The sequence below is a fragment of the Microvirga vignae genome (assembly GCF_001017175.1).
In the GTDB taxonomy this organism is placed as follows: domain Bacteria; phylum Pseudomonadota; class Alphaproteobacteria; order Rhizobiales; family Beijerinckiaceae; genus Microvirga; species Microvirga vignae.
Genome location: NZ_LCYG01000042.1, coordinates 209257 through 235845, shown reverse-complemented (window position 1 = coordinate 235845; position 26589 = coordinate 209257). Strand labels below are relative to the sequence as shown.

27 protein-coding genes and 1 tRNA gene are annotated in these 26589 nt (G+C 63.6%); 15 read left to right on the top strand and 13 right to left on the bottom strand.

Annotated elements, in window-relative coordinates; translation table 11 throughout:
* Positions 1-100: 100 nt before the first annotated feature.
* The 5 genes from AA309_RS17125 (at position 101) to leuB (ending at position 5629) form a co-directional block, all read left to right on the top strand.
* A complete protein-coding gene (locus AA309_RS17125; RefSeq protein WP_047190211.1) occupies positions 101-1291 on the top strand; it encodes a lytic murein transglycosylase in 1191 nt (396 codons plus the stop codon).
* 6 nt (positions 1292-1297) lie between these two features.
* Positions 1298-1921, top strand: coding sequence for a LysE family translocator (locus AA309_RS17120; protein ID WP_200902002.1), 624 nt, complete (start codon positions 1298-1300; stop codon positions 1919-1921).
* Between the two features lie 179 nt (positions 1922-2100).
* Positions 2101-2841 (top strand): metallophosphoesterase family protein, encoded by a 741-nt coding sequence (locus AA309_RS17115; RefSeq protein WP_047190210.1) that lies wholly within the window; start codon positions 2101-2103, stop codon positions 2839-2841.
* 2 nt (positions 2842-2843) lie between these two features.
* Positions 2844-4409 carry a serine/threonine protein kinase gene (locus tag AA309_RS17110; protein WP_047190209.1) on the top strand — a complete coding sequence of 522 codons (1566 nt, stop codon included), beginning with the start codon at positions 2844-2846 and terminating at the stop codon, positions 4407-4409.
* Positions 4410-4522: 113 nt separating this feature from the next.
* Entirely contained in the window at positions 4523-5629 is a 1107-nt protein-coding gene (gene leuB, locus AA309_RS17105; RefSeq protein ID WP_047190208.1) for a 3-isopropylmalate dehydrogenase, read from the top strand.
* Between the two features lie 184 nt (positions 5630-5813).
* On the opposite strand, the gene AA309_RS17100 is transcribed toward leuB, so the two are convergent.
* Positions 5814-6152 carry a hypothetical protein gene (locus AA309_RS17100; protein ID WP_047190207.1) on the bottom strand — a complete coding sequence of 113 codons (339 nt, stop codon included), beginning with the start codon at positions 6150-6152 and terminating at the stop codon, positions 5814-5816.
* A gap of 152 nt (positions 6153-6304) precedes the next feature.
* On the opposite strand from AA309_RS17100, the gene AA309_RS17095 reads away from it, so the two are divergent.
* A complete protein-coding gene (locus tag AA309_RS17095) occupies positions 6305-7414 on the top strand; it encodes a sulfite oxidase (RefSeq protein ID WP_244470388.1) in 1110 nt (369 codons plus the stop codon).
* Here the strand turns inward: AA309_RS17095 and AA309_RS32155 are convergent.
* Positions 7392-8183: a hypothetical protein gene (locus AA309_RS32155; RefSeq protein ID WP_052954783.1), complete on the bottom strand. Its 792-nt coding sequence runs from the start codon at positions 8181-8183 to the stop codon at positions 7392-7394. The two genes, AA309_RS17095 and AA309_RS32155, sit on opposite strands and share 23 nt — an antisense overlap.
* 180 nt (positions 8184-8363) lie before the next feature.
* Positions 8364-8537 carry a hypothetical protein gene (locus AA309_RS35260; protein WP_160310481.1) on the bottom strand — a complete coding sequence of 58 codons (174 nt, stop codon included), beginning with the start codon at positions 8535-8537 and terminating at the stop codon, positions 8364-8366.
* Between the two features lie 37 nt (positions 8538-8574).
* Between AA309_RS35260 and AA309_RS17085 the strand changes: the two genes are divergently transcribed.
* On the top strand, positions 8575-9606 hold the full coding sequence (locus AA309_RS17085) for an aspartate-semialdehyde dehydrogenase (RefSeq protein WP_047190205.1): 1032 nt from the start codon (positions 8575-8577) through the stop codon (positions 9604-9606).
* Between the two features lie 75 nt (positions 9607-9681).
* Here AA309_RS17085 and AA309_RS17080 read toward each other — a convergent pair whose 3' ends face one another.
* The 4 genes from AA309_RS17080 to AA309_RS17065 form a co-directional block, all read right to left on the bottom strand.
* A complete protein-coding gene (locus AA309_RS17080; protein ID WP_150117609.1) occupies positions 9682-10557 on the bottom strand; it encodes a hypothetical protein in 876 nt (291 codons plus the stop codon).
* Positions 10558-10669: 112 nt separating this feature from the next.
* Positions 10670-11350: a carbonic anhydrase gene (locus tag AA309_RS17075; RefSeq protein WP_047190203.1), complete on the bottom strand. Its 681-nt coding sequence runs from the start codon at positions 11348-11350 to the stop codon at positions 10670-10672.
* 14 nt (positions 11351-11364) lie between these two features.
* Entirely contained in the window at positions 11365-12306 is a 942-nt protein-coding gene (locus tag AA309_RS17070; RefSeq protein ID WP_047190202.1) for a threonine/serine dehydratase, read from the bottom strand.
* Positions 12303-13049, bottom strand: coding sequence for a DUF429 domain-containing protein (locus AA309_RS17065; protein ID WP_047190201.1), 747 nt, complete (start codon positions 13047-13049; stop codon positions 12303-12305). The genes AA309_RS17070 and AA309_RS17065 overlap by 4 nt, the downstream gene beginning before the upstream one ends.
* Positions 13050-13217: 168 nt before the next feature.
* Between AA309_RS17065 and AA309_RS17060 the strand changes: the two genes are divergently transcribed.
* Positions 13218-14099: an HpcH/HpaI aldolase/citrate lyase family protein gene (locus tag AA309_RS17060; RefSeq protein WP_047190200.1), complete on the top strand. Its 882-nt coding sequence runs from the start codon at positions 13218-13220 to the stop codon at positions 14097-14099.
* Between the two features lie 107 nt (positions 14100-14206).
* Here the strand turns inward: AA309_RS17060 and AA309_RS17055 are convergent, their stop codons facing one another.
* From AA309_RS17055 to AA309_RS17040, 4 genes are read right to left on the bottom strand one after another with little or no spacing between them, the layout of a single operon-like run.
* Positions 14207-14437: a Trm112 family protein gene (locus AA309_RS17055; RefSeq protein WP_047190199.1), complete on the bottom strand. Its 231-nt coding sequence runs from the start codon at positions 14435-14437 to the stop codon at positions 14207-14209.
* 8 nt (positions 14438-14445) lie between these two features.
* A complete protein-coding gene (locus AA309_RS17050) occupies positions 14446-15117 on the bottom strand; it encodes an LON peptidase substrate-binding domain-containing protein (RefSeq protein ID WP_047190198.1) in 672 nt (223 codons plus the stop codon).
* 29 nt (positions 15118-15146) lie between these two features.
* Entirely contained in the window at positions 15147-16052 is a 906-nt protein-coding gene (trxA, locus tag AA309_RS17045) for a thioredoxin (RefSeq protein WP_047190197.1), read from the bottom strand.
* 52 nt (positions 16053-16104) lie between these two features.
* Positions 16105-16632 carry a prolyl-tRNA synthetase associated domain-containing protein gene (locus AA309_RS17040; protein ID WP_047190196.1) on the bottom strand — a complete coding sequence of 176 codons (528 nt, stop codon included), beginning with the start codon at positions 16630-16632 and terminating at the stop codon, positions 16105-16107.
* Between the two features lie 162 nt (positions 16633-16794).
* Here AA309_RS17040 and AA309_RS17035 point away from each other — a divergent pair.
* From AA309_RS17035 to AA309_RS17025, 3 genes are all read left to right on the top strand, one after another.
* A tRNA-Gly gene (locus tag AA309_RS17035) sits at positions 16795-16869 on the top strand.
* A 113-nt stretch (positions 16870-16982) separates the two neighbouring features.
* Positions 16983-18131, top strand: a complete 1149-nt coding sequence (locus tag AA309_RS17030; protein WP_047190195.1) for an AAA family ATPase — start codon at positions 16983-16985, stop codon at positions 18129-18131.
* A 141-nt stretch (positions 18132-18272) separates the two neighbouring features.
* Entirely contained in the window at positions 18273-20669 is a 2397-nt protein-coding gene (locus tag AA309_RS17025) for a transketolase-like TK C-terminal-containing protein (RefSeq protein ID WP_047190194.1), read from the top strand.
* Between the two features lie 174 nt (positions 20670-20843).
* Here AA309_RS17025 and AA309_RS17020 read toward each other — a convergent pair whose 3' ends face one another.
* Positions 20844-21470, bottom strand: a complete 627-nt coding sequence (locus AA309_RS17020) for a LysE family translocator (protein WP_047190193.1) — start codon at positions 21468-21470, stop codon at positions 20844-20846.
* 179 nt (positions 21471-21649) lie between these two features.
* Between AA309_RS17020 and AA309_RS17015 the strand changes: the two genes are divergently transcribed.
* The gene (locus AA309_RS17015; protein ID WP_047190192.1) at positions 21650-23431 is read left to right on the top strand and encodes an ABC transporter ATP-binding protein; all 1782 of its coding nucleotides are present in this window, start codon (positions 21650-21652) and stop codon (positions 23429-23431) included.
* 135 nt (positions 23432-23566) lie between these two features.
* Here the strand turns inward: AA309_RS17015 and AA309_RS17010 are convergent, their stop codons facing one another.
* Positions 23567-24289, bottom strand: coding sequence for a fused DSP-PTPase phosphatase/NAD kinase-like protein (locus AA309_RS17010; protein ID WP_047190191.1), 723 nt, complete (start codon positions 24287-24289; stop codon positions 23567-23569).
* A 311-nt stretch (positions 24290-24600) separates the two neighbouring features.
* Here AA309_RS17010 and AA309_RS17005 point away from each other — a divergent pair, with 311 nt between their 5' ends.
* From AA309_RS17005 to AA309_RS16995, 3 genes are all read left to right on the top strand, one after another.
* Positions 24601-24882 carry an acyl carrier protein gene (locus AA309_RS17005; RefSeq protein ID WP_047190190.1) on the top strand — a complete coding sequence of 94 codons (282 nt, stop codon included), beginning with the start codon at positions 24601-24603 and terminating at the stop codon, positions 24880-24882.
* 127 nt (positions 24883-25009) lie between these two features.
* Positions 25010-25471, top strand: coding sequence for a 3-hydroxyacyl-ACP dehydratase FabZ family protein (locus AA309_RS17000; protein ID WP_047190189.1), 462 nt, complete (start codon positions 25010-25012; stop codon positions 25469-25471).
* Positions 25471-26589, top strand: a complete 1119-nt coding sequence (locus AA309_RS16995) for a beta-ketoacyl-ACP synthase (RefSeq protein ID WP_047190188.1) — start codon at positions 25471-25473, stop codon at positions 26587-26589. Before AA309_RS17000 ends, AA309_RS16995 begins: the two co-directional genes overlap by 1 nt.

Genomic DNA, 26589 nt, shown 5'->3' with positions numbered 1-26589 from the left:
GCATCAATAAGACGTGGATGCCCGCAAGACGTGCGGGCATGACGGTCGAGTGCTGCCCCGTTTCCATAAGATTAACCAAATTGCCTGCAAGGTCGCGGGCATGAAACGCATCCTTGTTCCCGCACTCCTCGGCATCCTCTCTCTGAACGCCGCTCCTTCAGCCTTCGCCCAGGCGGATTTCCGCTCGTGCCTGTCCTCCTTGCGCGGCCAAGCCGCCGGCAAGGGCATCTCCGGCCAGGCCTTCGACATCGCCACCCGCGATGTGGAGCCGGATCTGACGATCCTCGACCTCATGAAGAACCAGCCGGAGTTCAAGACCCCGATCTGGGACTATCTCGCGGCGCTGGTGGATGACGAGCGCGTGCAGGACGGCAAGGCCGCCATGCGTCAATGGGGGCAGGCTCTCGCATCCGCCGAGGCACGCTTCGGCGTCGACCGCTATGCGATTGCCGGCGTGTGGGGCGTGGAATCCAATTTCGGCAAGGATATCGGGGGGCGGCCTCTGGTGCAGTCGCTCTCCACGCTTGTCTGCTACGCGCCACGCCGCAACGAGTATTTCAAGGGCGAGCTGATGGCGACCCTCAAGATCGTGCAGGACGGGGACATCAACCCGGCCAACTTGCGCGGCTCCTGGGCTGGCGCCTTCGGTCACACGCAGTTCATGCCCTCGACCTTCCAGCGTCTTGCCGTCGATGGTGATGGCGACGGGCGTCGCGACATCATGGCCTCCGTGCCGGATGCGGTGCACTCGACGGCGAACTTCCTCAAGAAGGCGGGCTGGGTGAACGGCCTGCCCTGGGGCTACGAGGTGCGTCTGCCGCAGAACTTCAATGCGAGCCTGGCCGGTCGCAAGAACAAGCGTCCTGTGTCGTCCTGGGCCGCCATGGGCGTGACCCGCATGGACGGCAAGCCGGTGCAGGGCAATTACCAGGCCGGCATCATCATTCCGGCCGGCGTGAACGGCCCGGCCTTCCTCGTCACCAAGAACTTCGACGCGGTCTATTCCTACAACGCCGCCGAGTCCTATGGTCTTGCCATCGCGCTGCTCGGCGACCGCATGAAAGGTCTGCCCGGCATCCGGACCGCCTGGCCTACGGACGATCCTCCACTCTCCCGCGCCCAGCGTCGCGAGCTGCAGCAGCTTCTCACCGCACGCGGCTACGATGTCGGCGAGCCGGACGGCAAGATAGGCGCCAAGACCCGCGAGGCCATCAAGGACGTGGAGCGCCGCATCGGACTTGAACCGCGCGGCCGCCCCGGCGGCAAGGTGCTGGAAGCGCTGCGGGGGTAAACGGCCGTGTCCTGGAGCGTCCTGCTTCTCTTCGTGCCCGGGTGCTTCGCGCTCAACATGGCGTTCGGGCCCAACAACCTGCTGTCCCTGACATATGGATTGCAGGATGGGATCCGCACCGCCGTGATGGCCTCGGCGGGCCGCCTTGTGGCTTTCGCCTTCATGATCGCGCTGACGGCGCTTGGCGTCGGAGCCGTGCTGGCAGCTTCCGAGATGGCGTTCACGATCCTGAAATGGGCGGGTGCGGCCTATCTGATCTGGCTCGGCATCAAGATCCTGAGAGGCAGTGCCGCTATCGAGACGCCCCTGACATCCGGCAACCGGCGGCCCCTCAAGGCGCTGGCGCTGCAGGAGTTCTGGACCGCTATCGGCAATCCCAAAGCGATCCTGATCTTCACGGCCTTCCTGCCGCAATTCATCGAGCCCGGCGCGTATTGGCTGAGCTTCGCCATCGTGGGTGCTGTGTTCCTCGCGCTCGAAGTGATTGCCGTCTTTCTCTATGCAGTGCTCGGCCACCGCCTGAACCGTCTGTCCCGCAACCGGAATATATTTGGCTGGTTGAACAAGCTGTCCGGCATGACGATGATCGGGTTCGGGGTCGCTCTCTTGCTCACGAGGCGGCCCGCCTAGCGCATCGTGCGGAAAAGTGGATCCGGTTTTCCGCAACAAACGATGCGCCTTTTGAAAGGAAACATCGGATCGATCCCAAAAATGGAATCCACTTTTGGGTCCATGCTCTAGGCAATAAGCTCTCGCAGCCGCCCATTGGCTAGGTTGCGGTAAGGCAATGTTGGGAGTTTAGTGCGCCCATGCTCATTGCGCTCCTGACTGACATTCACGGCAATCGCGAGGCGTTTTCGGCCTGCCTGGCGCATGCGCGCTCGCTCTCCGTCGACCGATTCATTCTTCTCGGCGATTATGTCGGCTATGGCGCCGATCCCGCCTGGGTCGTCGATACCGTCAGGACGCTCGTGGATCAGGGCGCTGTCGCACTCCTCGGCAATCACGACGCCGCTATCGACGGGGCCGACGAGGATATGAACATCCTCGCCCGGGAATCGATCCGCTGGACCCGAGGTCAGCTCGGCATGGAGCAGCGCGCCTTCCTGGCCGATCTCCCTCTGATCCATGAGGAGGGAAATGTTCTCTACGTCCATGCCAATGGCTATGCGCCGCGGAGCTGGCACTACATCACCGATACGTTGGAGGCGGCACGGCATTTCAGCCGGGTCGAGGCTCACATCACCTTCTGCGGGCATGTTCACGTGCCGATGCTCTATCACATGAGCACCACGGCGAAGGTCGGCTCCTTCTCGCCCGTTGCGGACAACGAGATTCCCCTGCTTGCCACGCGCTCATGGCTCGCGGTCGTCGGCGCCGTGGGCCAGCCGCGTGATGGAATCCCGGCGGCGAACTATGCGGTGTTCGACACGGCGCGCCAGAGCCTGCGTTATTTCCGCGTGCCCTACGACAATGCGACGGCAGCGCGAAAGGTGCGGGAAGCGGGTCTTCCCGAAAAGCTCGCCCAGCGCCTTGAGGAAGGTCGCTGAGCATGCGCCTTCGCCTCGAGCCCGGCATGGAGATCGACGGGTTCACGCTTCATGAGCATTTGAGCACTGGGGGCATGGCCCAGATCTGGTCGGTGGAGCGCGAAGGCGACCCGACGCCGCCCGCGCCTCGTGCGGAACCGGAGGCCCGCGTCAGCGAGCCGAAGGGCCACGGCAGTGAAAAATGGCCCCGGTTTCCCGCTCAAAGCAAAGCGCCACTTGAAAAGGGGAGCATCGGATTGAGCCCAAAGGTGGAATCCACTTTTGGGTCCGAGGCTCTCGTGATGAAATTCCCGATGCTCATCGACAGCGACGATCCGATCCCCATCGTCTGCTTCGAGACCGAGCAGATGATCATGCCGCGCTTGAGCGGCCGGCACGTGCCCCGCTTCGTCGCGGCAGGCCCCCTCGACCCGCAGGCCTATATCGTCATGGAGCGCATCCAGGGTCAGTCGCTGAAGGCTCGTCTCTCCGATGTGCCGTTGCCCTGGCGCGAGGTCGTGGAGATCGGCGCGAAAGTGGCCCGCGCGCTGCACGACCTCCATCTCCAGAAGGTCATTCATCTCGACGTGAAGCCGAGCAACATCATGTTCCGCGAAACCGGCGAGGCCGTGCTCATCGATTTCGGCTTCGCGCGGCATGAGCAATTGCCCGATCTCCTGGCAGAGGAATTCCGCGAGCCCTTCGGCACCACGCCCTACATGGCGCCCGAACAGGTGCTGGAGGATCGCGCCGATCCGCGCAGCGATCTCTTTGCGCTCGGCGTGATGCTTTATTTCTTCGTCACCGGCGAGCGCCCCTTCGGCACGCCGAAGGGAGGCCAGATCCGCCGCCGCCTGTGGCGCGATCCGGTGCCACCGCGCGCCAAAAATCCTGACTGCCCGTCCTGGCTCCAGGAGATCATCCTGCGCTGCCTGGAGGTTGATCCGAACGATCGCTATGCCACGGCAGCGCAGCTCGCGCTCGATCTCGAAAACCCGGATCAGGTGAAGCTCACCGAGCGGGCCGAGCGGCTCGAGCGCGACAGCGGCATGAAGACGTTTCGCCGCTGGCTCAAGGCCCGCAAGGCGAGAACCTTGGAGGCGCCCAATATCGTGGGCCAGCTCTCCAGAGCCCCGATCATTCTCGTTGCCATCGATCTCTCTCCAGGCAATGCGGATCTGGTCGAGGCGCAGCGCGGTTTGATCGGGCGTATCCTCTCCATGGAAAAGGAGGCGCGGGTCGCCTGCGTGAACGTTCTCAAGCTCTCGCGTCTCGCCGTCGATGTTCTGGAGGACGAGGAGGGGCGCAGCCTCCATGTCCAGCGCCTCGTCCAGCTCAAGCACTGGGGTGCAACCCTCGATATCCCGAAGGAGCGGATCACCTACAGCGTGCTGGAAGCGACCGACCCGGCCGCCGCCCTCATCGATTACGCACGCCACAATAACGTGGATCACATCGTTCTCGGCGCCCGCGCCTCCTCGGCGCTCCGGCGGTATCTCGGCAGCGTCTCGTCGCAGGTGGTGGCGGAAGCCCCGTGCTCGGTGACCGTGGTGCGCACACCCCGAGACCGGCGGCAGGATGAGGGATAGTACCCTTCCCTTGCAGCCCTTCGGCTAACGGCGAAGGCCGGAAGCGCTTGCCAAGCGGCCCATTCGGCTTTTTAAGAACCAACATCCATTTCGCACAACAAGGGACCCATGCCATGGCAACGCACAAGCTTCTCCTTCTCCCCGGCGACGGCATCGGCCCCGAGGTCATGCGCGAGGTCGAGAAGATCGTGGGCTGGTTCCGCAAGCGCGGTGTCGGCTTCGAGACCGAGACGGACCTCGTCGGCGGCTCGGCCTACGACGCCCATGGCAAGGCCATTTCTGAAGCAGCCATGGGCCGCGCTCAGGCGGCCGATGCCGTACTTTTCGGCGCGGTGGGCGGCCCGAAGTGGGACAGCGTGCCTTATGACGTGCGCCCGGAGGCGGGCCTCCTGCGCCTGCGCAAGGATCTCGGCCTCTTCGCGAACCTGCGCCCCGCCATCTGCTATCCGGCTCTCGCCGATGCCTCCTCGCTCAAGCGCGAGGTGGTCGAGGGGCTCGACATCGTGATCGTGCGCGAGCTCACCGGTGGCGTCTATTTCGGCGAGCCGAAGGAGCTGGTGACCCTGGAGAACGGCCAGCAGCGCGCCGTCGACACGCAGGTCTACACGACAGGTGAAATCGAGCGCATTGCCCGCGTCGCTTTCGACCTCGCCAGGAAGCGGCGGAACAAGGTGTCCTCATCCGAGAAGATGAACGTGATGAAGACCGGCGTACTCTGGCGCCAGGTGGTCTCGCGAATCGGTAAGGCGGAATATGCGGATGTCGAGCTCGAGCACGTGCTCGCCGACAACTGCGCCATGCAGCTGGTGCGCAATCCGAAGCAGTTCGATGTGATCGTCACCGACAATCTTTTCGGCGACATCCTCTCCGACATCGCGGCCATGCTCACCGGCTCGCTCGGCATGCTGCCTTCCGCCTCGCTCGGCGCGGAAGACCCGAAAACCGGCAAGCGCAAGGCACTCTACGAGCCGGTGCACGGCTCGGCGCCCGATATCGCGGGCAAGGGCCTTGCCAACCCGATCGCCATGGTCGGCTCCTTCGGCATGGCTTTGCGCTATTCCTTCGGCCTCATCGACGAGGCGGATCGCCTGGAGAAGGCCATCGCCAACGTGCTCGCTTCCGGTGTTCGCACCAAGGACATCGCGGCTCCCGGCACGAACGCGGTCGGCACGCAGGACGTGGGCGATGCCATCGTGAAGGAGCTGGAGGCTTTGTCCTAAAAGCTCCGGCGCCTAGCGTCAGACACGAAAGAGCCCCGGGTCATGCCGGGGCTTTTTGTTTGTTGCAGCTTAGAGCATCGGACCCAAAAGTGGAATCCACTTTTGGGATTCGATCCGATGCTTCCTTCTGAGAGCAGCGTATCGTGAGACGCGAAAAACCGGGTCCACTTTTTCGCACGATGCGCTAGCGGATCGAACCCGTGGCTTCGACATCCGGTGTGTAGCCGAGCGGCGGGAAGGGGTTACGAGCACCCACGAACGGCCCGCCGATCGGATCGGGCAGAACGCCTTCGCCGAAGCGGTCGCGATGGTTGTTCCACGGCGGATTCGTCATGTAGGACAGCTGCCCCTGCGTGGCATAGCGGTTGAGGGAGCCCACCGGCGCTACAGGGCCAGGGTCCAAGAAGCTGCGGGGCTGAACGCGGAAGACGAGAGGACGGTCCTGAGCCTGCGCTTCGGCTGCCACTGAGAAAGCACCGAGAGCTGCAACCATGCCCAAGCCGATAACAGTGAAGCGGCGCATTTTGCAAATCTCCAGGGTCGGCGCCAGCAGGTTTCGCTGAGCCGTCGTGAACAAATTCAAAGGCTGTCAGAACAAGGCGACCTGCCTAAAATGGTTCCTTGGAATTGCGAGGTTCACCAAAGGATGAGGGGCAAAAAGCCATGCAGGATCGGATGAGTGCGCTCGATCTGTTCGGGAAGGATCGCCTCACGATTTTAGGTGAAACGCCGCTTGTCGCCGAGACGCCGGAATCGCTTCTCGACGATGACACGACACCGATTGCGCGATTCTTCATCCGCAACAACGGCCTCTTGCCTGAAAGGGCGGACGACCGGGAGGCGTGGCGCTTCGCCATCGATGGAAAAGTAAAGCATCCGCTCGATCTGAGCGTGGCCGAGCTGAAGAGCCGCTTCCCGGCCAAAACATTTCGCATGGTGCTCGAATGCGGCGGCAATGGACGCTCCTTCTTCGAGCCGAAAGCGGAAGGCAATGCCTGGACCAACGGCGGTGCCGGTTGCGCGGAATGGACGGGCGTTTCGCTGCGCGATGTCCTGTATGCGGCAGGTCTGGAAGACACGGCGTTCTTCACCGGTCATTTCGGAGCTGATCCGGACAAGACCGGAAGCATGGAGCGGCAGGCCATGTCGCGTGGTGTGCCGATCGCGAAGGCGTTGGAAGAGCACACCTTGCTCGCCTGGGCCATGAACGGCGAGCCCTTGCCTTTCATTCACGGCGGGCCTTTGCGCCTCATCGTGCCGGGCTGGCCTGGTTCGGTGAGTCAGAAATGGCTGAAACGGATCTGGATTCGCGACCGGGAGCATGATGGTCCAGGCATGACGGGTCTGTCCTACCGTGTTCCGGTTCACCCGCTTCCGCCGGGCTTTGATGGGAAGCATGCGGAGACCCGGATTCTGGAATCGATGCCGGTGCGCAGCATCATCACGGCACCGGCCCATGGTTCAAGCTATGAGGCTGGCACGCGGACCATCACGGTGCGGGGCGCGGCCTGGGCGGGCGATGATGCGGTGACTCACGTGGATTGCTCCATCGATGGCGGCACGACCTGGGTGCCTGCGCAGATGACGCCGCCGCGCAATCGGTACGATTGGGTACGTTGGGCTGCGACCATCGAACTCCCAGGCGACGGTTATTACGAGATCTTCGCCCGCGCGACCGACTCACATGGCCGGGCCCAGCCGTTCCGGGCCGTCAACTGGAACCCGAACGGCTATGGCTGCAACGTCATGCACCGGGTGGCGGTCAGGGTCGGGGAGGTGTCCTGACACCACTCGCGGCGGTGTGGGAGGCAACGCCGCAGGCTTCCGTGCGGCTCCTCTCGGCGCGCACGAACAAGGCTTTCAAGGATGGGCTGCTTGCACTGCCAAGTGTGATGCCGTCGATGAAGCAGGCAAGCTGCGCGTCGTCCATACCGGCTGCATCCGCGCCGCACATCCAGCCTTGGAAACCGAAGCCGGAATCGTGATCGGCGAAGCGGAAGGTCTGGCACTCCTGTTCGCTTTTGCCGACGAGCGTCATGGCGGCGGCCTCCACGGGTCCGAACTTGGTGGCGACCAACCGGCTCTGCTCATTGCGCGAGACCGCAAGCCCGACCTCCGCCGCGCGGCGCACGATATCGACGAAGAAGCTGCGCGCCGGGTCCGGCGAGCCTTGGATCAGGGTGAGCCTGGCATGCCGGGCATCGCCAAAGCGGCCCAGTGTCAGGGCGTCTTCCCGCGCGCCGCTCGTGTGCTGGCGTGCCTCCACGGTCGGGGGAGCGGAGGCTCTCTCGATCACGTAGAGGGCCGGCGTCGGGGCAACCGGAGTCCAGACGGGAGCGGGGGCGATCAGGACGGAGGCGGGCACGCTCTTGCGGGCCGCCACCTGCACCTCGCTGCTCTTGTGCTGCGCGAAATAGACCAGTCCTCCGATCATCAGGGAAGACATGAGGATCATGCGGAACCAGCGCAGGGGTTTCTTCCGTGCACGGCGGGCCGGACGTTCGTCGAAGAACGTCTCGTCCTCATCCCATGCAGGATAACCGGCCCGTGCCATTGCGCTTCACCACACCCGTCGCTTGGGCTGTCTTGAGCATGTTCTACCGTAGCAGTGCCTAAGCCTCGAAAGGTTTTGCTAAGCAAGGTAAACGCAAGGTTATTGCTGAGCTTCGCCCTTAATCGTCGGATTCTTGCAGAGAACGCTTGACGAGAACGAACCTTTGGTGTGTTGGTGAAGTTATCGAGGTCCAGACTGGGCCTGCGAATGGACGAAGGCAATGGCGCTGCTCACCCTCACGACGAGCAAAACGAAAACCGCCACGACGGCCGTGAAAGCGACGGCCGAATAAGCCTCGTCGTCCCCGGTCCTCTCTCCCGTCGGGGCGAGAGGCGACACCCGAACAGGGTTCATGAGTTTTCCCGGGGAGAGCGACAACAGGAGAAGTCCAATGGGTTACAAGATCGCCGTCGTGGGTGCGACCGGCAATGTGGGCCGCGAGATGCTGAGCATCCTGGCGGAGCGGGCTTTCCCGGCTGACGAGGTGGTGGCGCTGGCCTCCCGCCGCAGCCAGGGAACGGAAGTGTCCTACGGCGACAAGACCCTGAAGACGAAGGCGCTCGACTCTTACGACTTCTCGGATGTCGATCTCTGCCTCATGTCTGCCGGCGGCGAGGTGTCGAAGGAGTGGTCGCCGAAGATTGCCGCTCAGGGTGCGGTGGTGATCGATAACTCCTCCGCTTGGCGCTATGACCCCGAGGTGCCGCTGGTGGTGCCGGAGGTGAATGCCGAGGCGCTCCGCGACATGAAGAAGGGCATCATCGCGAACCCCAACTGCTCCACCGCGCAGCTCGTCGTGGCATTGAAGCCGCTCCATGACCGCGCGACCATCAAGCGCGTGGTCGTCGCCACCTACCAGTCGGTCTCCGGCGCGGGCAAGGAAGGCATGGACGAGCTCGACCGCCAGACGAAGGCGCTCTACTCGCTGCAGGACGTGCAGGAGAAGAAGTTCCCGAAGCGCATCGCCTTCAACCTGATCCCCCATATCGATGTGTTCATGGAGGACGGGTATACGAAGGAAGAGTGGAAGATGACGGCCGAGACCAAGAAGATTCTCGACCCGAAGATCAAGCTCACCGCCACCTGCGTGCGCGTGCCGGTCTTCATCAGCCACTCGGAAGCGGTGAACGTGGAGTTCGAGAAGCCGATCACGGCGGACGAAGCCCGTGAGATCCTGCGCGCGGCACCCGGCATCATGGTGGTCGACAAGCGTGAGCCCGGCGGCTACATCACGCCCCACGAGGCGGCCGGCGAAGACGCCACCTACATCTCCCGCATCCGCGAGGACATCACCGTCGAGAACGGCCTGTCCTTCTGGTGCGTCTCCGACAATCTGCGCAAGGGCGCGGCGCTCAATGCCGTGCAGATCGCGGAAGCCATGGCCAATCGCGGCCTGTTGAAGGCGAAGAAGCAGGCGGCGTAAGTTCTCCTGCATCAAAGACGTGAGAAGGCCGCCTTCGGCGGCCTTTTTGCTTGAGACAGCGGCCCCGGCAGGCGACTACCGCCGCGGCGGAGGATCGGATCTTCCCTCTTGCGGTCTATCCGGAGCCGTAAGAATGGCGCCGGCTGTTCCGCCTGCGATGGCGCCGATAGGGCCTCCTAGAAGTGCCCCTGCAATGAAGCCGAAAAAGATCGCGAAGGTCTGCTGCTGCGAGACGCAAACAGCTCCCGCCCGGCAGCTGGGAAAAGTGCCGGTAACGGCTGGTTCATGTCGGGCCGTCGTCTGCTTCTTCACGCGGGCGCGTCCCTGCTCCGCCTGCTTCTTCAGGTTTGCTTTCTTTTCGGCCTGCGGCTGAGACATCGACTGTTCCGACGCGTCAGCCCGACGATCGGGTTCCGACCTGATCGCGCTGGATATATCTGATGGCGCTTGGGGAGGCGCTTGTGGCGGTGTCGTCGCCGCGATCTCTTCCGCCGACGGCAAGACGACATCCGCAGGAGGCGGAGGCGGCGGAAACTCCGGCAGTTGTATTTCGAGATTGGGAGCGGATGTGGTGGCCTCAGAACTTGGCTTCTGTGCTGTCACGGAGGCCGTATCCTCCACCGGCTGCGGTTCGGCAGGCATGCCTTCTTCCGTTTCGGATTCTGGCGCGCCGGGCTCAGGACCAGCAACGAGCACATCGGCAGAAGCGGGTGACGACGGCAGCGATGCAAGAAGGTTTTGGACCTCAGGGCGCGTGAAAAAAGGTTCTGTCCTGAGATCGGGCGAGAAGCGCTCGTCGAAACTGGCACGAGGCTCATTCATTGCCGGCTGATCAGCCGGGAATGAAAAAGGCTGCGCGTCCAGTGGCAGCGTTGCGGCATTCAATCCGCAGAGAAGACTGGCGACAGCGATGGCACAGGTGCCGGAATAAGCCTTGCCGCGACCCAACACGGATCGACTCCCAACACGACCTCCGTGTTGTTGGTGAACCCGGCCTGAGCCGAATCGTTCCGGACGAACGGCCGTAGCGCCCGCATGTCACGCGGTGTCGAAACTGTTCGGCCTAAAGCGGTCCCGCATCGCGGGCGGAGAATATCGATACTCGCTCCGGCATGTTGTCCACCACAGGCTTGAACTCCCCGGTTTCCGGATCGCGCACCAGCAGCACGCCGGTTGCCACGCCGAAGTAAGCGCCGTGAAGTTCCAGCTTGCCGCGCTCCACCAGAATACGCACGCACGGGAAGGTCATCAGGTTCTTCAGGCTGTTCTCGATGGCGGCGAGTTCGAGCCGGGGAAGGTATTCTTCCAGATTGCCGTTATGCGGGCCGAGACGTTCGCCCGCAGGCTTGATCAGGCTCATCCAGCGGCCGATGAAATCGCCCGGCGAGAGAGGAGCCGTCTCGTCGGCAAAGGCACGCACGCCACCGCAGCGGGCATGGCCCAGCACCACGATATGCTTCACGCGAAGCGCCTGCACCGCGAATTCGAGGGCCGCCGAGGTGCCGTGATAATCGCCGCCGGTCTCGAAAGGCGGCACGAGGTTTGCCACGTTTCGCACGACGAACAGCTCGCCTGGGCTCGCATCGAAGATCACCTCCGGTGACACGCGGCTGTCGCAGCAGCCGATCACCATCACCTCCGGCGATTGACCCTTTTCCGCAAGAGCCTCGAAGCGACCTCGTTCACGGGGAAGACGTTCGTCGACAAAGGCACGGTAACCGTCGGTCAGGCGCTGCGGAAACATGGATCGCTCCTCGGTTATTGATGCGTGAGTTCGGCGAGTTTCGCGAGTTCGACATTGGCTCCGCACAGGAGAATGCCGATCCTCTCGCTGAGCTGAGGCTTATAAGCCCCGGAGATCAATGCCGCCAGTGCCGCTGCGCCACCGGGTTCCGACGCGATGCGGTAGTCGCGCCAGAGAAGCGCCTGCGCCTCGCGGATGGCTTCATCCTTGACGAGGGCCACGTGATCGACGGTCCTGCTGCAGATGGAATAGACGAGATCGCCCGTATTGCGGGCCCCGAGCGAATCGGCGGCGACCGAATCCACGTCAACATCGACAGGCCTTCCAGCCTGGAGCGCCGCATGGAGCGCACGCGACCCTTCTGGCTCCACGCCCACCACCTTCACGCGGCCAGCCCACCAGCTCGCGATGCCGCTGATGAGCCCGCCCCCGCCGACGGCCACGAGAACGGTGTCGAGGGCGGGGCTGTCCTGTTCCCATTCGAGGCCCACCGTGCCCTGGCCGATCATGGTGCTCTCGGCGGCAAAGGGATGGATGCGCAGCGCGCCGGTCGCGGCTACGTAGCGATCGCAGGCCTCCTGCGCGTCCGCATAGCGCGCGCCACCGATCACGACCTCCGCGCCGTGGGAGCGGATGACGGCCACCTTTGCGGGGCTCGAGATTTCGGGAACGAAGATGCGGGCCTTCACGCCGAGCTGCTTGGCCGCATAAGCCACCGCCGCGCCGTGGTTCCCGCCTGAGGCCGCCGCAACACCGGCGGCCGGAACGGGATTCGACAGGAGCGTGTTGAAGGCGCCGCGCGACTTGAAGGAGCCTGCATGCTGCAGGAATTCCAGCTTGAGGCTCACCGGACCCTCATGGCCAAAGGCTCCAGGCACTGTCATCACCGGCGTGCGGCGGATATGGGGAGCGATGCGGGCGTGGGCGGCTTCGATGTCGGCGCGGGTTATGGTCATGAGAGCCTGCGGAGCGTCCAGATGGCGACCGGCAGGCCGTGGGCGTCACGGCCGGGCGGGTCGGGAAAAGGTTGTCCTCCACCTGTCGCGAGATCCAGCGCCACGGTCAACCCCGCCAATGCATCGAGAAGATCATCGGCCGCCGCGCCTCGCGGGGGAGGGGAACTGATAAGGGCTTCGGGCAGAAGCCCCGATTGGTCGAGAAGCGCCCGGCGCAGGCGCATGCCGGGCTCGAAAGGAACGCCCTTCACCTTCTTCGGCTGGTCGAGAGCTTGGCCCCCGTTCAGGGCCCAGAAGGCGAGTTCCGGATGGACCTCGAACACCTTGTCCATCAGGTCGGGCCGCGCCCGCAACAGCGCATCGATCTCCCGGATCTTCGGAAAGATGCCGAAGCCCTGTCGCGACACTTTTCGCGGCGGGTCGGAGGTGGCGAGCGCCAAGGCGCAGGCTTCGCCGTAATCGGCCGCATAGACAGCCAGTCGCGAAGGAATGGCGAAAACGGAAGATTGCCGCTGCCCGAGAAGGGGGCGGACGAGTTGCTCCGGGATTCGCCCGGAGCCTTCCGTGTGCTCAGGCAGGCCGATGGGCATGTCGACGGCAATCACGGCAGGCTGTTCCGGTGCATCGGCGATGGCTGCGAGCGTCGACGCCACTACGATCTTGGCAGAGGCGGGATGGCCCACCTGCATGAGCGCCGCGATCCACCCGGCCCGGCAGCCGTCCACGCCCGCGACCCACGTCATCGATATGCCTCCAGTGTCATCCCCGGCGGCCCACAGGGCCGGGAAGGGGATCCACGCCGCGGCGTGTGAGTGGATCCCCTTCCCCCTCCTCTGACAATCCGGCCGGGAATGACATTGCTATTCGGTTAGAGCCTCCATTAAAACCGAATGCGTTTTCGAGGAACCATCATGATCGCGATCCGCCCCCGCCGCAGTGCTCTCTACATGCCCGGCTCCAATGGCCGCGCCGTCGAGAAGGCCAAGACACTTCCCGCCGACACGGTGATCTTCGATTGGGAGGACGCCGTCGCGCCTGATCTGAAGACAGAAGCGCGCGAGGCGGTCTGCGCGGCGGTGAACACAGGTGGCTATGGCGCGCGGGAACTCGTGATCCGCATCAATGGGCTCAACACGCCATGGGGCGAGGCGGATCTGGCGGCGGCAGCATCGGCTGCGCCGGATGCAATCCTCATTCCCAAAGTCTCGTCACCCCACGACCTGCTTGAGGTGGGCAAGCGCTTGGACGCGCTCGATGCGCCGGAGAAGACCCGTGTGTGGGCGATGATCGAGACACCGCTCGCGATCCTGCAGGCGCAGGCCATCGCCGCCGTGGCGCAGGACGACGCCTCGCGTCTCTCCTGCTTCGTCATGGGCACGAACGATCTCGCGAAGGACACCCGCGCGCGTCTCAACCCCGGACGTGCGGCAATGATGCCCTGGCTCATGACGGCGTTGGCCGCAGCGCGCGCCTATGCCATCGACATTCTCGATGGCGTCTACAACAACCTGTCGGACGAGGCAGGCTTGCGCACGGAATGCATCGAGGGCCGCGATTGCGGCTTTGACGGCAAGACGCTGATTCATCCCAACCAGATCGCGGTGGCGAACGAGATTTTCGCGCCATCGCGCGACGATGTCGAAAAGGCGCGCGACATCGTCGCCCTGTTCGAATTGCCGGAGAATGCAGGCAAGGGCGCCATCAGCCACAACGGCCGCATGGTGGAACGGCTTCATGCGGAAATGGCCAAGCGTACGCTGGCGCTGGCCGAGGCGATTGCGGAGAGGGACTGATGACACCCTCTTCGTCATCCCGGACTTGTTCCGGGGATCCACGCCTTACCCGTGTCGAAAGGCGTGGACGGCCGAGACGAGCCCGGCCATTACAAGCATTCTTACTTTCAATCCGTCAGCTGCCGGGCCTCTTCCGGCAGCATGATCGGGATGCCGTCGCGGATCGGGTAGGCGAGCTTCGCGCGGCGGCTGATGAGCTCCTGGCGCTTGGCGTCGTATTCCAGCGTTTCCTTGGTCAGTGGACAGACGAGAAGCTCGAGGAGCTTCGGGTCGATGCGCGTCGCCTCCACAGGCTGGGGAGCGTCGGCTTGGGGTGAAACACCTATCTCTGCAGACATGATCTATCCTATTGCAGCGTCGAGTCGGAGCTGACGCCGCCACGCGCCAGTTCGATTTCGGTCAGCGCGATGAGAACTTCCGCACGGGTTTTCAAATCTGGCGCTTCGAGAAGCGCTTGTTTCTCACGGATGCCGAAGGGGCTCATCATGCATAAGGCATTCACGAGTGCCTCGTTGGGGGCTTCCTCGATGCCACGCCAATCCACCTTCACATGCGCCGCATCGACGAAATCGCGCAGGGCCTTCACGACGCCGGCACGGTCGACCTCCGTTTCTCCGGCACGCGCGGTGAAATCGTTCACGAAGGGCTCGAAGGTCACGCGACAGCGGCGGAAGGAATCGATGGGCGGCAACTCCTCCTCCACGCGAAAGCGCGAGATGCCGATCAGCGTGATGAGATAGCGGCCGTCACCTGTTTCGGCGAATTGCGTGATGCGGCCCGCGCAGCCGACGGAATAGAGCTTCGGGATGATGGAATGGGGATCGCTGTCGGCATCCGGCTGGATCATGCCGATCACGCGGTCGGTCCTGAGCGCCTGATCCACCATGGCGATGTAGCGCGGCTCGAAGATGTTGAGCGGCATCTGCCCGCGCGGCAGAAGCAGCGCGCCGGGCAGGGGAAAGACGGCGATGACCGATGGGCAATCGTCCGGCCCCCGGTATACCGCGTTCATTCCCATGCCGATCTCTCCGTTGGCGTTCAGAGGCGTCAGGCGAACAGAAGCGAAGAGAGCCTCCGCCGCCCCGCAATGGTCATCTCGTCCATCGGGCCCCAGGCCTCGAAGAACTGAACGAGCTGCTTGCGTGCGCCGTCGTCGTTCCAATTGCGGTCGCGGCGAACGATTTCAAGGAGGTGATTGACCGCTTCCTCGCGCTTTCCGCGGGCATTCAACGCAACCGCGAGGTCGAATCGCGCCTGATGATCGAGCGGATCCGCCTCGACCTTGCGCTGAAGCTCGGCCATATCGCCGAGCGAGCCCGCCTGTTCGGCGAGCTCCACGGCAGCGCGCGCGCCCGCCATCACCGGATCGCTCGCCTTGGCAGCAGGCGCCATGGCGAGGAAGCGCTTGGCGCCCTCCAGATCGCCCACCTCCACATGGAGCTTCACGAGGGCGGCGAGCGCCGTGGTGTTCTCGGGATCCTGCGAGAGAACGGCGGCATAGAGCTCGGCCGCGCCTGCCATGTCGCCGGCGGCCACGAGCTGGTCCGCCTCGGCCAGAGTTTCTTCCACCGCGCCCGGGCCCAAGGGGCCAACGAGACGCTCGATGAAACCTTTCAGCTGGCTTTCCGGCAGGGCGCCCATGAAGCCGTCCACCGGCTGGCCGCGCTGGAAGGCGAAAACGGCGGGAATCGATTGCACGCCGAGCTGGCCCGCGATCTGCGGATGCTCGTCGATGTTCATCTTCACGAGCTTCACCTTGCCGCCGGCAGCCCGCACGACCTTTTCCAGAACCGGGGTGAGCTGTTTGCAGGGGCCGCACCAGGGCGCCCAGAAATCGACCAGCACCGGCTGGTTCATCGATTCGGTCAACACGTCCTGGCGGAAATTGGCGGTGGTGGTGTCCTTCACGAGATCGTCGGACGGCATTCCAGGGGAGGGGTTATCGGTCAACATGCGATCCTCGAAGGGCTCATCGTGAGAAGAAGCTTTTGGCCTAGATGGGAGCTTAAGCACTCTCTGGCAATTCCGCAGGCGGCTCCGGCAGGCGAAGAATCAGCGGGTCGTGGCCCGTTGCGCGAAGAAACTTCACCAGATCCTCCCGCGAGACGCCGGTGGTCATGGAATTGACCAGCGGATGAAAGTTCACCCGCTCATGCTCCATGAGGTTGGCATCGAGCACCATCGTCACCTTGCCGTCCGTATCGTTCACCACCGCGAAAGCGGTGACGGAGCCGGGTTCGACGCCGAGCATGGTGCGCAGCTGCTCGGCGGAGCCGAAGGACAGGCGGCCCGAGGCGCCGATGGCCTCATGAGTGCGCTTGAGGTCGATGGCGGTGTCGTGTTTGGCAGAGATGAGGAAGAAGCGCCCCTTCTTGTCCTTCACGAACAGGTTCTTGGAATGGGCTCCCGGGACCTGCTCCTTGACGGACTTCGATTGGGCCACCGTGAAGACGGGCTCGTGCTCCACCGTTTCGGACGGAATGCCGAGCGCGTCCAGGCGGTCCAGGAGTTCTTTGGGAGAGAGATGAGGCAAGGGGAAAGAACTTTCTTGAAACTCCAACGTGCCCCAGGCTTCTACCGGCCCGGGAAAGCAGGCTCAAGCGCCGCGTCAAAAAGTTTGGCGAAAACCCCTTGCAATGTGAATCGTTTTGGGGCAAATCAGCGGCCTCGCAACGATGCCTCGGCATTGCGGAGCGCGGGTGTAGCTCAGGGGTAGAGCACAACCTTGCCAAGGTTGGGGTCGAGGGTTCGAATCCCTTCGCCCGCTCCAATTCTCTCAGTTTGAGGGTTTCACGAAGGCCCGCCGCCAGGCGGGCTTTTCGTTTTTGCGGCTGGCGTTTGGACCGGATAAGGTCACATGCTCAATTGTGATGTGTCCACCTCATGCTCGTGATCAAAGAAGTTTTTGCCGCAGGATATCGCTCCCTCAGGCACATCCGCTTTCCCGTCGAGCCTCTGTCCGTCTTCGTAGGCGCGAACGGAACGGGAAAGACGAACCTCTACCGCTCGCTCCAGCTCCTGCAATCGGCCGCCACCGGAGCGCTCACCCGCGACCTCGCGGCAGAAGGTGGTTTCGACGCCGTTTATTGGGCGGGCCAGCGCAGCGCCAGGGATCCAGTGCGAGTGCGCCTCGGGGTCCGCCTGTCGGGAGAGGGGACCGGCGACTATAATCTTGATTACAATGTCGAGACAGGGCTGGTCGAATTATTGGGTGCGGGTTTTCAGCTTGAGCCCCAGATCAAGGCGGAAACTCTTGTCTATGAAGCGTGCAAACGTTCGAAGACACTTCTAGAGAGGCGGGGCCCACGAGGGCATTGCCTGGACGAGGAGGGACTGAAGCGCCCCTTGGGCAGCGAGATTTTGCCTTCCGAGACAGCTCTCGGCTCATTGCAGGATGCGGCCGCTTTTCCCGATTTGCACCTGGCCCGCCGCACGATGCTCGAATGGCGGTTCTTTCATGATTTCCGCACCGATGCTGGATCCGCTCTCCGCCAGCCCTGCCTTGCGGTGACCTCGCCGACGCTCGCCTCCGACGGCTCCAACCTTGCAGCGGTCTTCGCGACCTTGGCCCATATCCGGGAAGATACGGTGGACCTGGATAGGGCCTTCGACGATGCCTTTCCCGGAGCACGCCTCGTCATTCCGGCTCCCGACCGGCATGCCACCTTTGGCGTGATCTTCCCCGACTTTCCGAAGCGCGTCTTCGAGCCCTCCGAATTATCCGATGGCACGCTGCATTTCCTGGCGCTCGCCGGAGCGCTTCTCTCCTATCGTCTCCCGCCTTTCATTGCCCTGAATGAGCCCGAGACGAGCCTGCATCCCGATCTGCTCGAACCGCTCGCGCGCATGATCGTAGCGGCCTCGAAACGCACGCAGGTCTGGCTGGTGACCCATTCCGAGCCGCTTGCCGACGCCATTGCACGCTATGGCGGGGTCTCACCGCGACGGGTCGTCAAGAGAAAGGGTGAAACCTGGATTGACGGTCTCCGGCTCAACGGGGATTTTGGGGAGGAAGAGGCGGAGGACGCATGAGAGCCTCTGCACCTTCCGTCGCGGTGGCAGCGGGGAGCGCCCTCTGATAACGGTTGAACACCAATAATGCCTGATGCCATCCTGTTTCGGCCTCGATCGAGGGGAGATCTGCGGCATCTGGGGCAAACCTTGGAGGATACGATGGTCGACGCACGGCGTCTTGCTTGTCTTCAGGAACTCGAGCGCAAGGTGCTCTGGCTTTCGACCTGGACGATTCACAACGCCAATCACCTGCGTCCCAACGAGGACGGGTTGAAGATCGGCGGGCACCAGGCGTCCTCGGCTTCGCTCTCCACGATCCTGACGGCGCTCTATTTCTCGGTGCTGCGACCGGAGGACCGGGTGGCGGTAAAGCCCCATGCGAGCCCGATCTTCCACGCGATCCAGTATCTCTTCGGCAATCAGACCCGCGAAAAGCTCGAAAATTTCCGCGGCTACAAGGGCGCGCAATCCTATCCCTCCCGCACCAAGGACGTGGACGATGTCGATTTCTCCACGGGCTCCGTGGGTCTCGGCGTCGCGCAGACGCTTTTTGCGAGCCTCGTGCAGGATTACGTGAAGGCCCATGGCTGGGCGAAGGATCATCCGGAAGGCCGCATGATCTCGCTGGTCGGCGATGCGGAGATGGACGAGGGCAACATCTTCGAGGCGCTGCTGGAAGGCTGGAAGCACGGCGTGCGCAATACGTGGTGGATCGTCGACTACAACCGACAGAGCCTCGATGCCGTCATCCGCGAAGGCCTGTGGGAGCGCTTTGAGGCGCTGTTCCGCAATTTCGGCTGGGAGGTGGTGATCCTGAAATACGGATCGCTGATGAAGGAGGCTTTCGCCGAGCCCGGCGGCGACAAGCTGAAGGCCTGGATCGATTGCTGCCCGAATCAGCTCTATTCCGCGCTCACCTTCCAGGGTGGGGCTGCATGGAGGAGGCGTCTGCTCGACGATCTCGGCGATCAGGGCCCCGTCACGCGCCTCATCGAGAAGCGGACCGACGAGGAACTGGCGCGGCTCATGTCCAATCTCGGCGGGCATGATTTGCCGAGCCTGCTGGACGCCTTCGAGAAGGCGCGGCACCACGACAAGCCGGTCTGTTTCATCGCCTACACCATCAAGGGCTTCGGCCTGCCGCTTGCGGGCCACAAGGACAACCATTCTGGCCTTCTGACGCCGAAACAGATGGAGGCTTGGCGCGAGACGCAGGGCGTGCGCCCGGGCCATGAGTGGGACAAGTTCGAGGGTGTTAAGATCCCTCAAGGAGAGCTCGAAGAATTCCTGAAAAAGGTGCCCTTCGTGCAGAAGGGACGGCGGCGTTATTCCGCGCCAACAGTGCCGGTGCCGGAAAAGCTCTCGTTCCCAACGAACCCGTCCATGTCCACGCAGCAGGGCTTCGGCCTCATCCTCAATGAGCTCGCGCGCTCTAACCATGCGCTCGCCGATCGCGTCGTCACCACCGCGCCGGACGTGACGGTCTCGACCAATCTCGGTGCCTGGGTGAACCGGCGCGGGCTTTTTGCCCGCAACAGTATGGTCGATACCTTCAAGAAGGAGCGGATTCCCTCGACCTACAATTGGGAGTTCTCGCCGCAGGGCCAGCATCTGGAGCTCGGCATCGCGGAGATGAACCTCTTCATCGTGCTCTCCGCTTTGGGCCTCTCGCATTCGATCTTCGGCGAGCGGCTGCTCCCCATCGGAACGCTCTACGATCCGTTCATCTACCGCGGCGCGGATGCGCTGAACTATGCGTGTTATCAGGATGCCCGCTTCATGCTCGTCGCCACGCCTTCCGGCGTGACGCTCGCGCCGGAGGGCGGTGCGCATCAATCCATCGGTACGCCGCTGGTCGGCATGGCGCAGGACGGCCTCGCGTCGTTCGAGCCCGCTTTCGTGGATGAACTCGCCGTCATCATGCGCTGGGCCTTCGACTACATGCAGCGCAACGGCGAGGGCGAGCCGAACGAGAAGACCTGGCTGCGCGACGAGACCGGCGGCTCGGTCTACCTGCGTCTGTCCACGCGCACCCTCGAACAGCCGCAGCGCGAGATGATGCCGGACCTCGCCGACGACATCATGGCGGGCGCCTATTGGCTCAGAAAGCCTGGCCCCAATGCTCAAGTCGTCGTCGCCTATACGGGCGCGGTCGCGCCGGAAGCCATCGAGGCGGTGGGCCTGATGGCAGAGGATCGTCGCGACATCGGACTGCTGGCGATTACCTCGGCAGACCGGCTCAATGCGGGCTGGACGGCGGCGCAGCGTGCCCGCGAGCGCGGCCTCGTGCACGCCAGGAGCCATGTGGAACGGCTGCTCGCCGACGTGCCGGCCCATTGCGGGCTGGTCACCGTGATCGACGGTCATCCGGCGACGCTCGCCTGGATGGGCTCCGTCATGGGCCATCGCACCCGCTCGCTCGGCGTGGAGCATTTCGGCCAGACCGGCACGATCAGGGATCTCTACCGCCATTTCGGCATCGATGCGCAAGGCATCATCGCCGCCGCCGAGATGATCGCACCGGGCCGTCCGATGCGATACCTCAAGGCTGTGTGACGCCAGTATTCCGAGAGGGGTTATCACTCCCTTTCTCATCCCGAGAGGCAGAGCCGTGAGGCTGCGTCTCGAAGGATGATCCAGGCAGCACTGGAGACGCCCTCGTCCTTCGAGACGGCCTAAAGGTCTCCTCAGGACGAGGGCTTAAGAACAGAGTTCAGGATTGGGCCTGGTTCAGGATTGTCCTGCCTTCAACGCCACGGTCGCGATCCCTGCACCGATCAGGAAGCTGCCGCCGGCCTTGTTGATGAGGCCGATCGTCCGTGGATTGCGGACGGCCTGCCTGGCCCGCGAGGCGATGAGCGCATAGGTGAGGACGTTCGCGAAGGCCAGAATCAGAAAGGTTGCGGTGCATACGCTCACCTGCGGCAGAAAGGCGAGCTTCGGGTCGATGAACTGCGGCAGGAAGGCCACGAAGAACACGAGTCCCTTCGGGTTGAGAGCCGTCACGAGCCATGCGTGGCCGAGCATCTTCAGGGACGATGCGGCATCCGTCCGAGGCGTGACATCGAGGCTTCCGCCCGCTCGCCAGAGCTTGATGCCGAGCCACACGATATAGGCGGCCCCGATCCATTTCAGGACCGTGAAAACCGTCGCCGATGCGGCAAGCAAGGCGCCAAGACCCAGCAGCGACAGCGTCATGGCCGTGAAATCCCCGAGAGCCACGCCAACCGCCATGGGTAAAGCCGTGCGCCAGCCCTGTCCGAGCGCGTAGGACACGACCAGCAGGATGGTCGGCCCCGGAACGACGAGCAGCACGGCGGCCGCAGCGGTAAAGGCGAGCCAGGTTTCAAGGGGCACGGCTATTCCTCTCCAAACGAGGCGAACTCAGCCACAGAAACGGGGAAGTGTCGAGGGAAGGGCTGAGCTTTCCCAAAGTGGCGCTGCAATAATGCTTCAGGTGCGACGGAGCGGAATTTGCCGGTGACGGGCTTCGCGTGGTAACTCGCGGCCTGTCACTGAGAGTTTGAAGCACCGCTATGGCCCGCAAAAGCCTTTTTACAGGCGAGACCCTTCCCCTGATCAGGCGCCTCTGGCGCGACTGGATGCGCCCGCACGCAAAGACGCTGCTGACCGTGCTCGTGTTCGTGGCCCTGGTCGCGGGCTCAACCGGGCTTTACCCGGTGCTCATCAAGGCGGCTTTCGATGCCTTCGACACGAAGGACGTGGCGGCGATCTATCTCGGTCCGCTCTTCGTGATTGCGGTGACTTCCGTGAAAGGCTTTTCGCTGCTGGCGCTGACCGTGCTCACCAACAAGGTGGTGACGCGCATCGAGGCCGATATGCAGACCAAGCTCTATGGTCATCTGATCGAGGCGGACCTCGCTCAAGTCGGGCGCGAGAGCCCGGCCGCGCTCACCCAGCGCTTCACCACGGATTTTGTCTTCATCAAAGAGGCGCTCACCCGCCTGTCCACCGTGTTCCTGCGCGAGGTCACGACCGTTCTCGCGCTGGTCGGCGCGATGATCTGGATCGACCCGATGATGGCGCTGGTGGCGGGCCTTACCGTGCCCTTCTTCGTCTATCCGGTAGAGAAGATCGGCCGCAAGCTGCGCCGCGTCGCCGCATCCACGCAGGAGCAGACGGGCCAGATGGCAGGCCTCATCACCGAGAGCCTGGCGGGCTCGCGCTTCGCCAAGACTTACAGGCTTGAGGGCTATCTCAAGGCCAAGGCTGCCAAAACGTTTGACGAAATCCGCCGTCTCAGGATGAAGGGCGCCAATGCCCGTGGGCGGCTCGATCCGCTGCTCGAAGTGGGCGGCGGCGTGGCGGTGGCTGCGGTCCTGGTGCTGATCGGCCAGCGCATCCTGTCCCAGAACAGCACAGTGGGCGATTTCACCGGTTTCGTCAGTGCCCTGCTGATCGCCGCCCAGCCGATTCGGGCGCTCGGCAATCTCCACGCCATCCTGCAGGAGGCGGCCGCCGCTCTCCATCGTACCTTCACCATCATGGACGAGGCCCCGAAGATCCAGGACAAGCCGGATGCCAAGCCGCTCGTGCTGAAAGGCGGCGAGGTCCGCTTCTCTGATCTGTCCTTCTCCTACCATGGCGGCGCAACAGCTATCGATCACATCGATCTGGTCGCCGAGGCTGGTCGCACCACGGCACTGGTGGGCCGCTCCGGCTCCGGCAAATCGACGCTGCTGTCCCTCGTGCCGCGTCTTTACGACGTGAACGGCGGCGCGATCCTCATCGACGGGCAGGACATCCGCGACGTGACGCTGGCGAGCCTGCGTCAGGCCATCGCAGTCGTGAGCCAAGACGTGGTGCTCTTCGACGATACCATCCGCGCCAACATCGCCTTCGGTCGCCCGGGCGCTTCCGAGGCGGAGATCGTGAAAGCCGCAGAGGCTGCGGCGGCACACGACTTCATTATGAAGCAGCCCATGGGCTACGACACCATCGTCGGCACCGGCGGCGGGCGTCTTTCGGGCGGTGAGCGCCAGCGCATCTCCCTGGCACGCGCCTTCCTCAAGAATGCGCCGATCCTCCTGCTGGACGAGGCGACGAGCGCCCTCGATTCGGAATCCGAGCGCCTGGTTCAGGATGCCATCGCGAAGCTCATGAAGGGCCGTACGACCCTTGTCATTGCCCATCGTCTCTCGACCGTGCGCGATGCGGACAGGATCGTCGTGATGGAGGCCGGACGCATCGTGGAAATGGGGCCGCACGAGGCCCTGATCGCGAAGGGGGGTACCTATGCCCGCCTGCACCGCCTGCAGCTGTCGGAGGACATCGAGATGAGTTTGGCTGTTTCCTGATCTTCGGCAGTTCGCCCAGAAGCAACCCATGTCGGTCATGGCCAGGCTTGTCCCGGCCATCCCGGTAAGAAGAGCGCGGCGCTTGATGGATTGGGATCACCGGCACAAGGCCGGTGATGACGCCGAGTGAGATGGCTACTCCCGCCGCATGATCAGGTCGACCAGGAGGGTCGACCAGAAGCCGGGTCGGAATTCCTGTTCCAGGGCCTTGGCGTCGTAAGAGGTTTCGAGCCAGGTCAGAAAGGACATGCCCTTGGCCTCGCCCTCACGGCGGTACATGTCGAAGAAGGCATCGAGGATGCCGGTCTTCGAGAAGCGGAAATGGCCGTAGCGGACGTGGAGTTGGCTCTGGGCCTCGTCCACGCTCCGGCCCTCTTGCAGGATGAGATAGAGCGCCGCCATGAATCCGGCCCGGTCCGCGCCGGACTTGCAGTGCATCACCGCCGGATATTCCACGCTGTCGAAGAAGTCCTTGGCACTGAGCAGGGTTTTGCGGTCCGGTGCGCCGCGGGAGCGGACGACGAACTCGACCAGCTCGATGCCAAGCCGGTCGCAGGTCTCCTTCTGGAGCTGCCAGGAGCCGTGCTCGCGCCCGCCGCGCAGGTTGATGATGGTGCGCACACCTTCCTTGGCGAGCAACTCGATCTGGTGCGGCGCGGGCTGGGCCGTGCGCCACACCTGCTCCGAAACCCTGTGCTTGTTCAGATAGATCAGGCGGAGCACGCCATGATCGATGAGCAACATGTTGATCCAGGCGCGCAGACGGCCGAAAGTGCCCTCGATGGGTCTGTTCCACCGGGCGATGCGGGCCATGCGTCGGGCACGGCGAACGGCAGGTCTGCGGAACCTGTTGAGCACGTTGATCCAGTCTTAAGCGTTCGCTTTTAAAGAGAAAACCAGGGTCCTTTGGACCGTGAGGCGGCCCTTATTGACCATGGCAGCCGATTAATCAATCAGCCATCCTTTTGACCCCTGCCGCAGGTTCCACCTCGCGCCCTGCCCTGAAGATGCCTGAAATGCAACCAATCTGTTGCCGCTGAGCCCACCGTCGTGTAAGGGGGGGCGTTCCAATACAACCCTCCTTGACGAGAAGAGCGGCTGGGATCTGGGCCCTTAACGGTCCGGCAGCGGCGGAATCGTTGAGAGCAGCATTTCAGGAGAGCGGCGTCATGTCGTCCACCTTCGAGACCGTCGCCGGCATCATTTCAGAGACCGCCGACATCCCGCGCGATCAGATCACGCCCGAGAGCCATGCCATCGAGGACCTGGGCATCGACTCGCTCGCCTTCCTCGACATCGCCTTTGCCATCGACAAGGCCTTCGGGATCAAGCTGCCCCTCGAGCAGTGGACCCAGGAAGTGAACGAGGGCAAGGCTCCGGCCGAGGAATACTTTGTTCTCAAGAACCTCGTGGCGCGTATCGACGCGCTCGTGGCCGCCAAGCAGGCTTAAAATCCAAAACTCTTCCCGGCGGGCAGGTTCCAAAGGCCTGTCCGGAGAGGCGATCCATTCTAGAGCCCTGCCTCATGGATTCCTTTTCCTGTTCCACCCGCCGGGAGCGATAGGACCCAGGATCGGGATGCGCCTCGAGTATTTTGAAATGATCGACCGGGTGGTGGCGCTCGACCGCGAGAACAAGCGGATCGAGATGACTTCCACCGTTCCCATGGAAAGCCCCGTCTTCGAGGGCCATTTCCCGGGCCATCCCCTCGTCCCCGGCGTTCTTCTCACCGAGACCATGGCCCAGGCCTCCGGTTATCTCGTGCTGGGGCTCATGGGCTTTACTCACATGCCGTTCCTCATGGCCGTGGACAAGGCGCGCTTCCGCACCTTCGTCGGCCCGGGCACGGTGCTCACCGTCCAGGCGCAGCTGGAGCACGAAGGCTCGGGCTATGCGGTGACGAAGGCCAAGATCTTGGCCGGGGGCAAGCCGATCTGCGATGCTGAGCTGAGGTTTAGGATCATGCCCTTCCCCGAAGGCATGGACGGCCAGATGCGCGCGCAAGCCAAGCGCATTGGCCTGTTGGAGGAGACGGTCTAATGCGTGACGTCGTCATCACCGGAATTGGTATCGTCTCCTGTACAGGCGAGGGCCTGGACGTGCATCTCGCTGCGCTCTCGGGCGCACCGAAGACCGATGCCGAGACCTTCGCGCCTTACGCGGTCCATCCCGTCACGGCGCCCGAATGGGATCGCCAGATTCCGAAGAAATCCGACCAGCGGCAGATGGAAGCCTGGCAGAAGCTCGGCTGCTATGCCGCAGGCCTCGCCCTCGACTCTGCTGGCGCGAAGGAGGATGCGGAGCTCAAAAACCGTATGCAGCTCATCGTGGCGGCCGGCGGCGGTGAGCGCGATTATGCGGTCGACGGGCAGATTCTCACGGGACTTCGCAGTGCCGAGAACCCGGGCGTGTTCCTCAACGAGCACCTGATGGGCGACCTGCGCCCCACGCTCTTCCTGGCGCAGCTCTCCAATCTGCTCGCGGGCAATATTTCCATCGTCCATGGCGTTACGGGCGGATCGCGCACCTTCATGGGCGAGGAATCGAGCGGCGTCGATGCGATCCGCATCGCCAAGGAGCGCATTGCGGCGGGCCAGGACGACATCTTCCTTGTCGGCGGCGCCTACAATGCCGAGCGGCCCGACGTGCTGCTGATCTACGAGATGGGTGGCTTTCTCTGGAAGAAGCCCTATGCGCCGGTCTTGAGCCGCCCCGCTGACGGCGGTGGCATGATTCTCGGTTCCGCGGCCTGCTTCCTTGTGCTCGAATCCCGCGAACACGCTCAGGCACGCGGCGCAGAGCCGCTGGCCGTGCTTTCGGGCGTTGCCTCCGGCCGCTCGCGCCGTAAGCCGGGCAGTGTCGAACAGGCGCTCCATGGCCTTTCCAAGCAGCTCGATGGAAAGCCCGACGTGGTGATTTCCGGCGCGACAGGCGTGAAGGGCATCACGGAAGAAGAGCTCGCGGCTCTCAAGGACATCGCTCCGGGCGCTCCGGTTCATGCGAGCGGCGACGTGATCGGCCATACCATGGAGGCGCAGGCCCCGGCGGGCGTCGCGCTGGCAGCAGGCCTCATCGCGAATGGCAAGGCGAGCGACGCCCTCGTCACGTCCATCGGCCATTGGCGCGGCGAAGGCGCCATGCGCGTCACCAAGGCTTAA